General features: G+C 69.9%; 13 protein-coding genes. 7 read left to right on the top strand and 6 right to left on the bottom strand.

Annotated features, from left to right (window positions below; genetic code table 11):
* The first annotated feature begins 141 nt into the window (after positions 1-141).
* From Pen02_RS27775 to Pen02_RS27765, 3 genes are all read left to right on the top strand, one after another.
* Positions 142-1,503, top strand: a complete 1,362-nt coding sequence (locus Pen02_RS27775; protein ID WP_203869053.1) for an FAD-dependent oxidoreductase — start codon at positions 142-144, stop codon at positions 1,501-1,503.
* A 55-nt stretch (positions 1,504-1,558) separates the two neighbouring features.
* Positions 1,559-1,906, top strand: coding sequence for an ArsR/SmtB family transcription factor (locus Pen02_RS27770; RefSeq protein ID WP_203869052.1), 348 nt, complete (start codon positions 1,559-1,561; stop codon positions 1,904-1,906).
* A 292-nt stretch (positions 1,907-2,198) separates the two neighbouring features.
* Positions 2,199-3,257, top strand: coding sequence for an inorganic phosphate transporter (locus Pen02_RS27765; protein WP_203869051.1), 1,059 nt, complete (start codon positions 2,199-2,201; stop codon positions 3,255-3,257).
* A gap of 225 nt (positions 3,258-3,482) precedes the next feature.
* Here Pen02_RS27765 and Pen02_RS27760 read toward each other — a convergent pair whose 3' ends face one another.
* From Pen02_RS27760 to Pen02_RS27735, 6 genes are all read right to left on the bottom strand, one after another.
* The gene (locus tag Pen02_RS27760) at positions 3,483-4,802 is read right to left on the bottom strand and encodes a calcium-binding protein (RefSeq protein WP_203869050.1); all 1,320 of its coding nucleotides are present in this window, start codon (positions 4,800-4,802) and stop codon (positions 3,483-3,485) included.
* Between the two features lie 220 nt (positions 4,803-5,022).
* Complete coding sequence (locus Pen02_RS27755; protein ID WP_203869049.1) at positions 5,023-5,706, bottom strand: response regulator transcription factor; 684 nt, start codon at positions 5,704-5,706, stop codon at positions 5,023-5,025.
* Positions 5,707-7,473 carry a sensor histidine kinase gene (locus Pen02_RS27750; RefSeq protein WP_203869048.1) on the bottom strand — a complete coding sequence of 589 codons (1,767 nt, stop codon included), beginning with the start codon at positions 7,471-7,473 and terminating at the stop codon, positions 5,707-5,709.
* Between the two features lie 254 nt (positions 7,474-7,727).
* Positions 7,728-9,764, bottom strand: a complete 2,037-nt coding sequence (locus Pen02_RS27745; protein ID WP_203869047.1) for a molybdopterin-containing oxidoreductase family protein — start codon at positions 9,762-9,764, stop codon at positions 7,728-7,730.
* Between the two features lie 101 nt (positions 9,765-9,865).
* Positions 9,866-10,243, bottom strand: a complete 378-nt coding sequence (locus Pen02_RS27740) for a hypothetical protein (protein WP_203869046.1) — start codon at positions 10,241-10,243, stop codon at positions 9,866-9,868.
* Between the two features lie 160 nt (positions 10,244-10,403).
* Complete coding sequence (locus Pen02_RS27735; RefSeq protein WP_203869045.1) at positions 10,404-10,754, bottom strand: ArsR/SmtB family transcription factor; 351 nt, start codon at positions 10,752-10,754, stop codon at positions 10,404-10,406.
* Positions 10,755-10,875: 121 nt separating this feature from the next.
* On the opposite strand from Pen02_RS27735, the gene Pen02_RS27730 reads away from it, so the two are divergent.
* The 4 genes from Pen02_RS27730 (at position 10,876) to Pen02_RS27715 (ending at position 14,641) form a co-directional block, all read left to right on the top strand.
* Positions 10,876-12,147: an aminotransferase class V-fold PLP-dependent enzyme gene (locus Pen02_RS27730; RefSeq protein WP_203869044.1), complete on the top strand. Its 1,272-nt coding sequence runs from the start codon at positions 10,876-10,878 to the stop codon at positions 12,145-12,147.
* A 3-nt stretch (positions 12,148-12,150) separates the two neighbouring features.
* Positions 12,151-12,837 (top strand): hypothetical protein, encoded by a 687-nt coding sequence (locus Pen02_RS27725; RefSeq protein ID WP_203869043.1) that lies wholly within the window; start codon positions 12,151-12,153, stop codon positions 12,835-12,837.
* A gap of 80 nt (positions 12,838-12,917) precedes the next feature.
* Positions 12,918-14,045, top strand: a complete 1,128-nt coding sequence (locus Pen02_RS27720) for an LLM class flavin-dependent oxidoreductase (protein WP_203869042.1) — start codon at positions 12,918-12,920, stop codon at positions 14,043-14,045.
* Positions 14,046-14,056: 11 nt separating this feature from the next.
* Positions 14,057-14,641 (top strand): mycothiol-dependent nitroreductase Rv2466c family protein, encoded by a 585-nt coding sequence (locus Pen02_RS27715; protein ID WP_203869041.1) that lies wholly within the window; start codon positions 14,057-14,059, stop codon positions 14,639-14,641.
* Positions 14,642-14,644 lie beyond the last annotated feature (3 nt).

Below are 14,644 nucleotides of genomic sequence, written 5' to 3'. Positions count from 1 at the left end.
GAGATGGTGCATTATGAGTCCTACCTGAGGTGCGGTCGCGGCGGTTCGGACCGCCGACACCGGCCAGGCGGCAACAGCGGGGGGCAACCTGCCGGGCGACACCAGTGGCCCGGCACCTTCGACGACGCCCGTGGAGACGACATGATGGACCTGGAGAAACTGCCTGTCGTCGTCATCGGCGCCGGCCCGGTCGGACTGGCGGCAGCGGCACACCTCACCGAACGGGGCGTCACGTTCGTCCTCCTGGAAGCCGGCCCCGGTCCAGCCGCGTCAGTACGGGAGTGGAAACACGTCCGCCTCTTCACGCCCTGGCGGTACAACATCGACACTGCCGCCCGCCGTCTCCTGGCACCGACCGGTTGGCAGGAACCCGACGGCGACACGCTACCCACCGGTCGACAACTCCTCACCGACTACCTCGCCCCGCTGGCCGCGCTGCCCGACATCGCCGCATCGCTTCGCCTCGACAGCCGGGTCGAGGCGATCAGCCGTGTCGGCTACGACCGGATACGAACCCCCGGCCGGGAGAGCGCACCGTTTCGGGTACGGATCGTCAATCGCAGCGGCACCACTTCGGAGATAGCGGCCCGGGCGGTCGTCGACGCCTCCGGCACCTGGCGCACACCCAACCACCTCGGCGCCGACGGGCTACCCGCCTACGGCGAACGACCCGGCGTCAGGCACCTCGTCACCGGCCTGCCCGACGTGCTGGGCGTCGACCGGGACCGGTTCGCCGGGCGCCACACGATCGTCGTGGGAGCCGGCCACTCGGCCACCACCACCCTGCTCGCCCTCGGCGAACTACGCACCTCCTCGCCGGCCACCGCCGTCACCTGGGCGATCCGGGGCCCGTCACCGACCAGGGCATACGGCGACACCACGGACGAGCTCCCCGCCCGGGGCGCGATCGGAGCCCGCCTGCGGGACCTTGTCGAGGCGGACGCCGTCCAACTCGTCACCGACTTCTTCACCCACCGCCTGGAAACCTCCCCCACCGGTATCGAGGTGACCGGCCGAAACCCGGACGGTGTCGAGCGACACCTCGTCGGCGACCTCGTCGTCAACGCGACCGGCTTCCGACCAGATCATCACCTCGCCGCCGAACTGCGGCTCACTCTCGACAGCACGCTCGGCTGTCCCCGCGCGATCGCACCGCTGATCGATCCGAACGAGCACTTCTGCGGCAGCGTCCCAGCACACGGCGTCGACCAACTCGCGCACGACGAGGTCGGCTACTACATCGCCGGCGTGAAGAGCTACGGCCGCGCCCCCACCTTCCTCCTGGCCACCGGCTACGAACAGGTCCGCTCCGTCGTCGCGGCCCTCGCCGGCGACTGGGCCGCCGCCCGGGACCTGTCCCGCAGCCCGACGGCCCCCGGTCTCGCGAGCATCTGCGCGCCGGCCCAGCCGGCAAGAGCCGCGCAAGCCTCCCCGTGCGCCGGGCCGCCGCAGACACCGGACGCGGCCGAGACGCCGACGTCGGCGCGGGTGACACGGGCCTGAAGGTGCCCCGGCTCATCGCCTTGCGGTTACCGACAGCCACAGGCAACGATGGAGCGTGGCCAAGCAGAGTCCGACTCCGCCGATCACGATCTCCCGCTGGGTACCCCTGCTCTCCGAGCCGATCGACGCCGACGACGCCGCCGACTACGCGCAGGTGTTCAAGGCACTCAGCGATCCGGTGCGGCTACGGCTGTTCTCGCTGATCGCCTCACGCGCCGGCGGGGAGGTGTGCGTCTGCGAGCTGACCGACCAGTTCGACGTCACCGGACCCACCATCTCCCACCACCTGAAGGTCCTCCGCGAGGCCGGCCTGGTGGGTTCCCAACGGCGCGGCACCTGGGTCTACTACTGGGTCTATCCGCAGACCCTGACCCGGCTGAGCCGAGTCTTCTCACCGGCCTGACGGACGCGTCGGCACGGCCCGTCCGGCCCTCCGCGACCTCACCGGAGTCAGGTAGCCATGCCCCGGCGCGCGGCGCAGCATCTCCGTCAGCGACGAAAAACGGACGACACCGACAATTCCCTAAGCGCACGAGGTCGACATCTCGCGCCATCAGTCTTCAATTTTTTCTATACAGGCAGGTCCATTCCTCGCGCCGGACACCATGGCAAACAACAGGTGAATACAGCATTGACGGACAGTAAATTGCATTAGAGACTTGAGGGAGGTCCGACGACGAGCATCGGGGGCGGGAATGACGTTTGCCATCCTTGTCGTACTAATCTTCCTCGCTGCCGCCAACGGCGCAAACGATGTCTCCAAAGGCGTGGCGACCCTGGCCGGAGCCGGCGTCACCGCCTACCGAACCGCCATTCTTTGGGGAACCGCGACCACGCTGATCGGCGCCCTGCTTTCCATCGAAATCGGGCGCAGCATGGGGAAGCTGTTTTCGAAGGGAATTGTCGACGGAACTCCGACGGCCGCGTTCGCCCTCGCGGTGCTGCTCGGCACCACTAGTTGGGTGACATTCGCGAGCATCGCCAAGCTTCCGGTATCCACGACGCACGCGATCGTCGGCTCACTGGTCGGTGCCGGGCTCGTACTGGCACCGTCGAGTGTGCAATGGTCCGGCGTCCTGCAGAGATTCGTGCTGCCGCTGCTGCTGAGCATCGTCGTGGCGTACACCATCTCGGCCGCGCTCGCCATCGGCGTGCAGTTCGCCGGACGGCTACGCCGCAGCAGGAACCCCGAACTCGTCCCCGTGGGCACGAGGCCAGGCGACGAGGCCGGGGCGCCGAGCATGGAGCGGCGGACTGAATCGACTACGGCCACGGCGTCCGACACCGCGCGGCGGGCCAGGGTCATCACCGTCCTGCACTGGGTCTCCAGCGGCGCCACGGGCTGCGCCCGCGGCCTCAACGACACACCGAAGATCGCCGCCATCGGCGGGTTCGCGCTGCTACCCGCCGGGTTCTCCGCCACGTCGGTGAGTCTGATGGTGGCCGCCGCGATGGCCGGAGGCTCCCTGTTCGGTGTCCGGGTAGCCCGGACCCTCGGTGAGAAGGTCGTCCGGATGAGCCACACCGAGGGGTTCACCGCCAACGCGACCACCGCATGCCTGGTCGGAGCCGGCGCGGTCCTGGCCCTGCCGATGTCCACCACACAGGTGTCCACCGGAGCCATCGTCGGCTCTGCCGGCGGGCAGTTGAGCCGCATCTCCGGCAAGACCCTCCGGGACTTCGCGATCGCGTGGACGGCCACACCGATCTGCGCCGGGCTCGTGGCCGCGATCGTCTTCGGCATCGCCGGCTGACGGGCCAGTTCGCCCAGGCTCGTGCGGCCATCCGTACGAGCCTGTCGGCGTAGCTGCACAAGCACGGAGCCGAGTCTGCGCCTGGGGGCGGAGAAGAGTGCCCGACCAGGGCTCGGTCCACCGGTCAACGCGACATCGCGAGCGGCAGCACCGGCGCGGACCCGGTGAGCCGCCCGACGTGGTGTGGTAGCGGCAATCGTTGTCCGCTACCACACCAGACATCGCTCAGCTCGTCCGGAGGCTCTCGCAGAGCACCGCCGTGTCTCGCTGGTTCGTCGGCGCCGGGCTGACGTCGATCCGGCACACGTCACCGTTGGCACCGCCCTCGGCCACGTCGTTACCGGCCGTACCGTCGAACACGTCCACGTTGTCGTCGCCCTCGTCGCCGTAGAGCCGGTCGTTGTGTGGGCCGCCGATCAGCCGGTCGTTGCCGAACCCTCCGTGCAGCACGTCGTGGTCGTACCCGCCGACGGCGTAGTCGTCGCCGCCCTGGGCCCACACGGTGTCGTCGCCGTAGCCGCCGTCGAATCGGTCCACGCCGTCGCCGGCTATCAGGATGTCGTTCTCGTACCCACCGCTGACATCGTTGTTGCCTTGACCGGCGTCGACCCAGTCGTTGCCGTACGAGCCGTCGATCCGGTCGTCGCCGCCGTCACCGAGGATGGTGTCGTTGTCATGACCGCCGTTGACGGTGTCGTTGCCGCCTGCGGCGTAGAGTCGGTCGCCGCCGACTCCGCCGTCGAGAGTGTCGTTGCCATCGCCGCCCCGGATCTCGTCGTTGCCGGCGCCGCCCTCCAGCCGGTCGGCCCCACCCAATCCGAAGACCAGGTCGTCGCCGTCCTCGCCGAAGCCGGTCAGTCGGCCCAGGTCGGCCGCCCAGAGGGTGTCGTTGCCGGGACCGCCGCGCAACTCGTCGTCGCCGGTGTCCTGGATCGGGTCGCAGCAGCCTCCGCTGCCGCCGTCCAGGGTGTCGGCCCCACTGCCGCCGGTGACGATGTCGTTGCCGCCGCCGCCGGCGAGCTGGTCGGCGGCGTTCAGGCCGTGCAGTCGGTCGTTGCCGGTACCGCCGTGGCCGACCAGTCGGCCGAAGTCGGCAGCCCAGAGCACGTCGTCACCATCGTCGCCGAACAGCGTGTCCGTGCCGGTGTCCAGCACCGGGTCGCAACAGCCACCCCGGCCACCGTCCAGGGTGTCCGCGCCGGGTCCGCCGGAGAGCGAGTCGTCGCCGTGGTACCCCTCGATCACATCGGCGCCGTCACCCCCGCACAGCCGGTCGTTGCCGCCGTTGCCGATGATCAGGTCGTTGCCGCCGCCTCCGTCGATGACGTCGTCACCGCTGCCCCCGGCCAGTACGTCGTCGCCGGGCGTACCCGTGATGGTCGATCCGGCGCCGAAGCAGACCGCCGCGTGCGCGGGGCTCGTGGCCACCACGGTCAGCACCCCGGCGGTCGTCGAGGCGACCGCGACGCCGACCAGAAGCCGCGCCAGTCGCCGCCCCGGCGACCGCCCTGCTGGACGTGACCGGCCTGAACTCTTGTTGTCCATCTTCTCTGCCCTTCTTGGACCCGGCCTGCGGTCACGAGGCGGCGCCCCACCGCGAGGCTCGTCGACAGGGCCATCGTCCGGCGGACAGAAGTGCGGCACATCGGGGCGATCCGTAGGCTCGACGCCCGGCAATCCCGGTCACAGGCGGCGGGAAAACCCGATGGTGCCGCCGCCGGGTCGGGCGTCGATCCGGCGCCGACGCGCGGCGCGGTCGGGCAGGTCAGGTCTGTACGGGTGGAGTCCCCCGCAGGAAGGCGAGCACCGCCAGTACCCGGACGTTGAGCTGCCGTCGGTGCCGGTCTCCCGACGCGGGCAGGCCCAGTTTCTCGGTGACGACCGTGAGGTGCTTCTCCACGGTGCTGATCTGGCAGCCGAGGACCTGCGCAATGCCGAGATTGGAGCGCCCCTCGGCGACGAGGGCGAGGATACGCCGCTCGTGCGGGGTGAGCGTCGCCAGCGGATCCCGGGTCCGGCGACGTTTCATCAGCCGATCGATGATGTACGAGTCGATCAGCACCTCACCCGACGCGACCCGGCGCAACGCCCCGACGAGCTCGGCCAGCTCGCCCACCCGCTCCTTGAGCAGATAGCCGACCGCACGCGACTCCTCCTCCAGGCTGAGCAGACGCTCGGCATACGCCACCTCGGCGTACGAGGAGAGGACCAGCAGCCCGATGTCCGGATATCGGGCGCGTACCTGCTCGGCGATGCCCAGCCCCTCGTCGGTGTACGTCGGCGGGAGCCGGATGTCGAGCAGCGCAACGTCCGGAGCGCTCGCGTCGATCACCCCTAGCGCCTCGTCCCGGTCCCGCGCCCGGCCCACCACCTCGACATCCCGGGCTGTGAGCCCGTCAGCCAGGGCGTCGAGCAGCAGACCCTGGTCCTCGACTATCACGACTCTCATTCACTCCTCCAAGGGAAGTCGCGCGACGAGCCGGGTACCCCGGACCGGCCCGGAGTCGGTACCGGTAGCGGGCCCGACGGACAGCGTGCCGCCCACCACCGCGACCCGGTCCTGCAGACCGCTCAGGCCGTGCCCGGCCAGTGGCCGCGCGTTGCCCCGGCCGTCGTCCACCACCTCTACCGTGAGGTACCCGGCGGCGGCGCTCACGGTCACCCCGGCCCGGGTCGCACCGGCGTGCCTCGCCACGTTGGTCAGCCCCTCCGCGATGACGAAGTAGGCGGCGTTCTCGACCTCGGGTCGCCACCGGCGCCGATCGATGTCGACCGTCAGCGGCACCGCGGACAGATCGGCCATGCTCTCGACGGCATGTGCCAGGCCATGCTCGGCGAGCGCCACCGGATAGATGTTCTCGGTCAGCTCCCGGAGCGCCTGGATCGCGTCCTGCAAACCCTCGTGGGCACGTTGCAGCGTACGTCGGGGCAGGTCGATCGACTCGCCGTCGCCGCCGAGCTGGTGCCGGGCCATGTCCAACAGCACGAGTACGGCGAACAGCCGCTGCTGCGCACCGTCGTGCAGGTCACGCTGAATCCGACGACGCTCCTCGAAGGCGGCAGTGGCCAGCCGAAGCCGGGAGTTGCGGATCTGCTCGATGTGCGCCTGCAGGGTCGCGTAGAGGTGGGCATTCTCGATGGCCAGACCTGCGGCGGCGATGGTGGCCTCGGCGACACCACCCTCGTCGCCGAGCGCCTCGTCGTGTTCGATCAGCGCGAAGAGCCGGCCGCGTCGGAAGACACTGCTCAACGCACGCCCGGCCGACGGCTGCGGCGGCGCGACAACCCGGCCGGCGATGTCGACGTAGCTCTCGTCGGCCAGGTGGTAGATCAACCGCAGCGTCGGATCGCCGACGGCATCGGCGAGCGCCTGCTGTAGCCGGGGCGGATCGACGGTGGTCGGGTCGCCGTGCACCCACAGCCCCAGGGCGACGTCGGCCAGTCCGCGCCGAGCCCAGCCAGCCCGCTGCCGCTGGAGCCCGTACACCGCCGGTACCAGAAACAGCCCGGCGCAGAGGGCGACGACCAGCAACGGAATCTCCAGCCACAGCGTGGGCGACAGCATGCTGGCCAGGCTGACACCGACCCCGAGCAGGCAGGCCAGCACCACCGCACCCCACACCGGGGCGCCCGGACGCCGACGCAGCCGGCTCGCGACGGCCCAGCGCCGGACGAGGATGACGACCGTGATCAGGGCCAGCAGAGCGAACAAGGCACTGCCGGCCTGGGCCGCCAGCGTGTTCGGCTGTGGGATGCCGAAGCCCCACGGCGGCCGGGGACGATCGACCAGATAGCGCACCACCTGGCTACCCACCGGGGCCGCGTAGCAGAGCGGCACCATCACCCGCTGAGCCCGGTCGGTGATCCGGCCGACCGGCCAGGTCAACACCAGGTGGGCCACGAGGCCGACCCACAGGTACGCCAGGCAGAAGCCGACGGCGAAGACCACAGGCTGCTCACTGCCCCGCAGATAGTTCAGGTAGTACGTCCCGGCGGCGGCCACCATCAGTTGGCCCAGGCGCGGGCTGGCGGCCCGCAGCCACACCACCACCCCCGGCCCCACGGCCGCCACTCCCCACAGCCGCAGCGGCCAGTCGATAAACCACCGACCGGTGGCCGTCTGCCGGGAGAGGACCGTCGCCGCGAGCGCGAACAGCATCACCGTACCGGCAGCGAGCGCCGCCGCCGGCCACCGGCGTGGCCCGTCGGAGCGCACTGGCCGACCACCTCCCTGTCGCAGCAGATTGATCGTCTCGCCTGCTGGCGCGACAGCCACCCAGGTTTCCGACCAGTCTGCTCCGGCTTGGGCAGCTCCGCGTACAACCGCAACTGACGCCGCCCGCCGCTCGGCCCGCAGGCGGCCGTTGCCACCGGCCCGGCGGTAGGGGTGCCGTCGCGGCCCGCGAAGGCTGCTGACGGGACTGATCTCCGCGGGCAGGATCGGCGTCGCGGGAAGCAGCCTGCCTCCGGTCAATCCGAGAGGTCGACCTCGACGAAGGTGTGGTGGAAGGCCGCGCCTCCGGCATCGGTGAGCGTGTCGTCGGTCAACGCGTTGACCGGCCCGGCCGACTTTCCGGCGCCGTCCGTCGCCCATTGCCCGAACTCGGTCGCGACGACACCGGGTCGTACCCGCCGGCTGATTCGGGCGAGGAGTTCGATCTCGCCCTGATCGTTGTGCACGCGTACGACCGCGCTGTCACCGATGCCGCGCTGGGCGGCGTCGTCGGGGTGGATGTCGAGCCATGGCCCGTCGCCTCGGGCGGCGCGAGGGGTGTCCGCGTAGGTCGAGTTCATCGACCGCAGCCCCTTGGTGGTGAGCAGTTGTAGTGGCCGCGCCGGGGGTCGGGCCGTCGCGAGATCGTCGTGCAGAGTGGCGGCGACCGTGGCGACGGAGGCCAGTCGCGCCCTGCCGTCGGGAGTCGGGAATCCGTCGGCGAATGGCAGGTACGGCACCGGCAGGGCGAGCCGCTGCCAGCCGTTGGTGCGCAGGTCGTGCTCGCTGACTCCGGCCAGCCAGGCGTGGTCGCTGTCGAGGGCGGTCGTGACGAGGTCGGCGTCGGTGTCGGCGAAGCATCGGTCGGTGAAGGCCAAGCGGGCGGCGAGGGACCGGAACAGGTCGGTGACGCTGATGGCGTCGCCGGGCGGGGTGAGCGCGGGGATGTTGAGCATCAGGTCGGTGTGTCCCCACGACCACATGAGGTCGAGGTGTTCGAGTTGGGTGGTGGCCGGGAGGACGATGTCGGCGAAGCGGGCGGTGTCGGTGAGCATGTGGTCGTGCACGACGGCGAACAGGTCCTCCCGGGCGAGGCCGGTGCGGACGAGACCTGCCGCGGGGACGGTGACGGCGGGGTTGCTGCCGTGCAGGAGCAGTGCGTGGACGGGCGGGTCCTGGTCCGGGTCGGTGAGTGCCTGGCCGAGCTGCACCATGTTGATGAGCCGGCGGGGCGAGGTGGCCAGGTGTGGCATCTTGAGCCCGGCCATGTTGAGCGCGGCCATGAAATGGGCGGCGGTGTGGAACGACAGCCCGCCGCCGTGGTGTGCCCAGGCGCCGGTGAGTATCGGGAGGGCCGCGATCGCGGTGTAGGCGGCGGCGCCGCCGGGGTGATGCTCCATGCCGATCATGAGGCGGATGAGCGCCGGTTTCGCCGTGGCGTAGGCGTGCGCCAGGCGGACGATCTCGTCGGCGGGGATACCCACGATCGGTGCGACGCGGTCCGGGGCGAACCGGTCGAGGTGTGCGGTGAGCTCGTCGAGGCCGGTGGCGTGGGTGGTGAGCCAGGCCTGGTCGGTGTGGCCGCTGCGGACGATGACGTGTGCCATGGCCAGGGCCAGGAAGGCGTCGGTTCCGGGGCGTGGTTGTAGGTGCCAGTCGGCGGCAGCCGCGGTGCGGGTGCGGACCGGGTCGATGACGACGATGCGCCCTCCGGCGGCGCGGGCGGCGAGGATGGCGGGCCAGAGGTGCTGGTTGGTGACGATTGGGTTGGCTCCCCACACCAGCACCAGCTCGGCGTGGCGGGCGTCTTCGGGTAGGACGCCGTTGGTCGTGCCGTTGACCGCTGACACGCCGGCGCCGGCGGTGGCGCCGCAGATGGTGTGCAGGACTTCGGTGGCGCCGAGCCGGGCGAAGAACCGTTCGCTCATCGACTTGGACTGGAGCAGCCCCTGGGTGCCTTCGTAGCTGAACGGGACGATGGCGGCGGGTCCGTAGGCGTCGGTGATGTCGCGGAATCGGTCGGCGATCTCGTCCAGGGCTTCGTCGAGGCCGATCTCGGTGAAGCGCCCTTCGCCTTTGCGGCCGGTACGCCGCAGGGCCCGGGTCAGCCTGTCGGGGTGGTAGACCCGGTCGTCGAGGTACCCGGACAGTTTTCCGCACAGTCTTCCGGCGGTGAGCGGGTGGGCGGTGGATCCGCGCAGCGCCACCGCCTCACCGGTGCTGTTGACGGTGACTTCCCAGCTACATCGGTCGGGGCAGTCGTGTGGGCAGGCGCCCCGGACCGTGGTCGACACCGCGTTGCCTCCCCGGGATGCACCCGGCACCGGTGCGGTGCCGGTGTGTCCGTCTGCTGTGGTCGCCGGCCGGGCTGGGCCCGGTTCGGCGGTGCGACGTGCTAGTCGGGGAGCAGGCCCGGGGCGTGTCCGAGCGTCTTGCCGGAGGTGAAGCGGACGAGTTCGTCGAATGTCGGCAGGCGACGGGCGACGACCGCGTTGCCGTCGACCACGGTCAGCGGCAGCGGCCAGCCGCCGGTGTGGGCGGCGACATCGGTGACGAGCTGCGGGTGGTCGGCCGGAATGTCCTTGGCGAGTTGGCGAGTGCGCAACCGGCAGCAGTCCGGCGGGTTGTCGAGTCGGTCGAACACCTCGAGGACCTCGCGACTCTCGGTCTCGTCGCGTACGTAGACGATGAGGCCCTTGCTTTCGTCTTGCGGGGCGCCTCCGCAGGTCGACGAGGTGGGCGCTTGCGGCAGGGTGATCCGGTCGGCCGACATGGTCGTACTCCCCCCGTGTGAGCAGCCACCCAATGACAGACCCCTACATCATCAGGATCGGCTGATGATAGGAACAAGCGTCAGGCTAGCGGTGACGCCGCCACGCGAGCAAGACTCGCATAGCGATGGCGGCCGATGCGGGGTGTCGGATTTCCGGCGGTCAGGAGGCCGACGGCGGGCAGACGCAGTCCGGATCGGTGGGGTTGACCATCGAGGTCAGGCACTGCGCGAGGCACGCCAGGGGGTCGATCTGGATCTCGTAGACGTTGCTGCGACCGCGCGGGTTGCAGGTGACGACGCCCTGGTCGCGCAGCATCCGCAGGTGATGGCTGACCAGGGCCTGGTTGTGCCCGAGAGCGTTCTGGAGCTCCTTGACGGTGCGGGGACGCGCGGCGAGGAGGAGGGTGATCTCGAGTCGGACCGGGTCGCCGAGGGCCTTGAACACCGGAGCCCACTGCTCTGCCGTCTCCGACGGGGACTCTAGGGGTGCCACCTGCAGCGACTGCGTCATGAGACCATTCAACCAGATCCCACAGACAGCTAACAACAGTGTTTGTTGATGATAGCGATATCTGGTGATGGCATCGGGCATTGCTATTGAAAGCGGGGGTCGCGAGTGCCAGGATGGCGGTATGGGCACTCCGCAGAAGCTCGCCTCGACCTTCGACGTCACCGCGGTCCGCCGGGACTTCCCGACGCTGGGGGACTCGCTGGCCTACTTCGACAGCGTCGCCTCGTCCCTGACGCCGCGACCGGTTATCGACGCGATGACCGAGTACTACACCAGTTACCGCGCCAACGTGCACCGCGGCTCCTACGACCTGTCGATGCGCGCCTCGCAACGCTTCGACGACGCGCTGACCACGATCGCCCGGTTCCTCAACGCCTCGACCGAGGAGATCGTGCTCACCAGCAACACCACCACCGCGATCAACCTGGTCGCCGCCACCCTGGACTTCGAGCCGGGCGACGAGATCGTGCTGTCGAACCTCGAGCACACCTCGAACATGGCCCCGTGGATGCGGATCGCGAACAAGCAGGGCGTCAACGTGCGGTGGTACAACGCCGACCGTGACGGCGGCTTCGACCTCGACACCTTCCGCGGACTGCTCAGCGACCGCACGAAACTCGTCACGCTGGCACACGTCACCAACATCCTCGGCAACCGGCTGCCGGTGGAGGAGATCGGCGCGATCTGCCGCGAACGCGACATCCTGTTCCTGATCGACGCCGCCCAGTCCGCCCCGCACCTGCCGCTGGACGTCAGCAAGCTCAACTGCGACTTCCTCGCGTTCTCCGGCCACAAGATGCTCGGCCCGACCGGCATCGGCGTGCTCTACATCCGCCGCCAGTACGCCGTCTCCCTCATCCCCGGCGTCCTCGGCGGCGGCACCATCGACACCACCGCCTGCGCCGCCCCGACCCTGGACGGCTGCGTCCTGTCGGACTGCTCCTTCACCTCCCTGCCGGACAAGTGGCAGGCGGGCACCCCGCCGATCGCCGAAGCGCTCGGCCTGGCCGCAGCGATCGACTACCTGACCGACCTGGGCCTGGACAACCTCGCCGCCCACGAGGAGCAGCTCATGCACCAACTCTGCGACGGCCTGTCCGCGATCGACGGCGTGGAACTGTACGGGCCGCCGAACCCCGCCGACCGGGTCGCCGTCGTCTCGTTCAACATCGCCGGCCGCGACTTCACCGAGGTCGGACAACTCCTCAACGACCGCTACGGCGTCGCCGTGCGCGCCGGACAACACTGCGCCCTCAACTACTTCTTCAACGAACTGCACGAGGAGGACAGCCGCGCCGGCAACGTGCGCGCCAGCCTCTACCTGTACAACACCGCCGACGAGGTCGACCGGCTCATCGCCGCTGTCGCCGACATCGCCGCCCAGGGAGCGTGACCGATGCCCGACCAGTCCTCCGCCTCCGCCACCCTACGGTTCTTCACCGAACAGGGGCTGATCAGCGACGACGAGGCGACCCTCGTCAGTGAGCTGTTCACCCCCGACTTCCCGTTCGCCGCGGCGATGGGCATCGCCGAGTCGGTCCACGTCCAGGTGAAGGTCGCCGACATCGGCACCCTGCCTCACGACAAGATCCTCGCCCAGGGCGTGACCGCCCAACGCGAGGCGCCGAACTTCCGCAAGTACGGCTTCCCCAACGGCGTCGCGGTGATCTTCACCAGCGGCCCCATCGCCGAGGAAGACCTCATCCCCGGCGCGGTGACCCGCCCGCTGCCGTTCGTCGACCACCTCGGCATCGACCTGCGCGAGGACAGCCCCGACAGCCGCGCCGTCTACGCCGACCTCGCCGAGCGGGCACTCGCCGCCGGCTGGCGACACGTCCGCCAGGGCGGCCCGCAGGCTCCGGTACGCGGCTGCCAGTGCGAGGTCCCCGAGAAGAGCTGGGTCTACCCGCCCGACGGACACGGCCGGCCCATCGAATTCGCGTTCGGCGAGCTGGAACTGCTCTCCAGCGCCGACACCAGCTGCGACTACCGGCCCATCGACCCGCAACATCCCCTGGCCCGCCTCGTGCCGAAGGTCAACCAGACCCGCGCACCGCAGACGGTCACCATCTCACCCCGCTAACCGCCCCCCGGCACCCATCCATCGGCCACCACCGGTGACGCGCACGCGTCACCGGTAACAGCCCTGCCCTGGAGCAGCTCGTGCGATTCAGCGTCTACGACATCACCTCGTCCACCTCCGACGGGGCGTCCGCCTGGCGGCCCGTCGAGAACAAGTTCCCCCACGCCGCCGCCTACCAGCACTCCATCGAACAGGCCCGCATCGCCGACGAGGTCGGCATCGACGCCTACTTCTTCACCGAACACCACTCCAACGCCGGCTTCCAGATCGTCCCCTCCCCCCACCTCCTGATCGCCGCCCTGTCGCAGACCACCAGCCGCGTCCGACTCGGCGCCATGACCCTCAACCTGCCGCTCTACCACCCCGTCCGGGCAGCCGAAGAGATCCGCATGCTCGACCTGCTCACCAACGGACGCCTCGAGATCGGCCTCGGCCGCGGCCTCGCCGGCCACGAACAGGCCGGATTCGGTGTCCAACGCGCCGACAGCGAAACCCTGTTCGACGCCGCGTTCCCGCTCATCAAGCAGCTCCTCACCGAAGGCGGCGTGGAGTCCTACTCCACCGGCCCGTGGCACGGCGAAGGCGTCGCTCTCGTACCCGAACCCACCCAGACGCCGCACCCGCCGATCTGGATGGCCGGCATCAGCGAGAAGTCGATCCGCAAAGCCGCCCGCCTCGGCGTCAACCTCTGCACCGCGTTCCTCGACGCCGACGACACCGCCCGCACCGCCGCGATCTACCGCGACGAATGGCAGACCGCGCACCCCGGCACCCCGACCGGCAGCTACGGCACCATGCAGCACATCTTCGTCGCCGAAACCGAATCCGAAGCCCGCGAACTCGCCCAACCCCACCTGGCGGCCTGGCTCGGTGCCGGCCACGAAGCCTCCGTCATGATCAGCCAGAGCACCACCGTCGACAAGGGCTACGAGGACCACAAAGCCTGGTTCAACAAGATCACCAGCCTGCCGTTCCAGGAAGCCGTCGACAACCGACGGATCATCTTCGGCACCCCCGACCAGTGCGTGACGCAACTGCTCGACAAGGCCGAGGCCGGCGTCGACATGTTCCAAGGCTGGTTCCAGTTCGGCGGCCTCGACTTCGAGGCCAGCAACCGATCGATGCGCCTGTTCGGCGAACACGTCGCCCCCGCGGTCAAGGCCGCACTCGCCACCGACACCACCCCCGCCCAACCAGCCGCCATCTAGAAGGAGCACTCGTGACCCTGGTCAAGTTCTGGTCCGACCCCGCCTGCTACTGGTCCTGGCGTACCGGCCGCTGGCTGTCCGCCGCCGCCGAGCAGCGGACCTTCGACATCGACTGGCGGCCGTTCAGCCTCAAGGTCCTCTACGGCGCGGAGATGAACCCCGACTGGGCCGCCATGCTCGGCACCTCCCACGCCGCCCTGCGCCTCGGCGAGGCACTCCGCGCCGCCGGCCGTCCCGCCGACGCCGCCCGCTTCTACACCGCCGTCGGCACCGCCGCCCACGACAACGGTGAGGCGTTCACCGAAGACCTCGTCCGACAGGCCGCCAAGTCCACCGGCGTCGACGACCTCTTCGACGCCTACCACGACCCGAAGTGGGACGAGCAGATCACCGCCGACACCCACGCGGCAATCGCCTCCGCCGGACCCGACGTCGGCAGCCCTGTCATCGCGCTCCCCGACACACCCCGGGGAATCCACGGCCCGGTCTTCGAAACGATCCCTCCGGCCGACGAAGCCGGCGACCTTTACGACGCCATCAGCCGACTCGCCAAGGCCCCGTACTTCTACGAGATCAAGCGCGGCCGTCCGAGCTGATCC

Origin of the sequence: Plantactinospora endophytica (assembly GCF_016862915.1) — a bacterium.
Lineage (GTDB): Bacteria > Actinomycetota > Actinomycetes > Mycobacteriales > Micromonosporaceae > Plantactinospora > Plantactinospora endophytica.
Note: the sequence above shows the minus strand (reverse complement) of the source record. Positions and strands in the feature narration are given on the sequence as shown.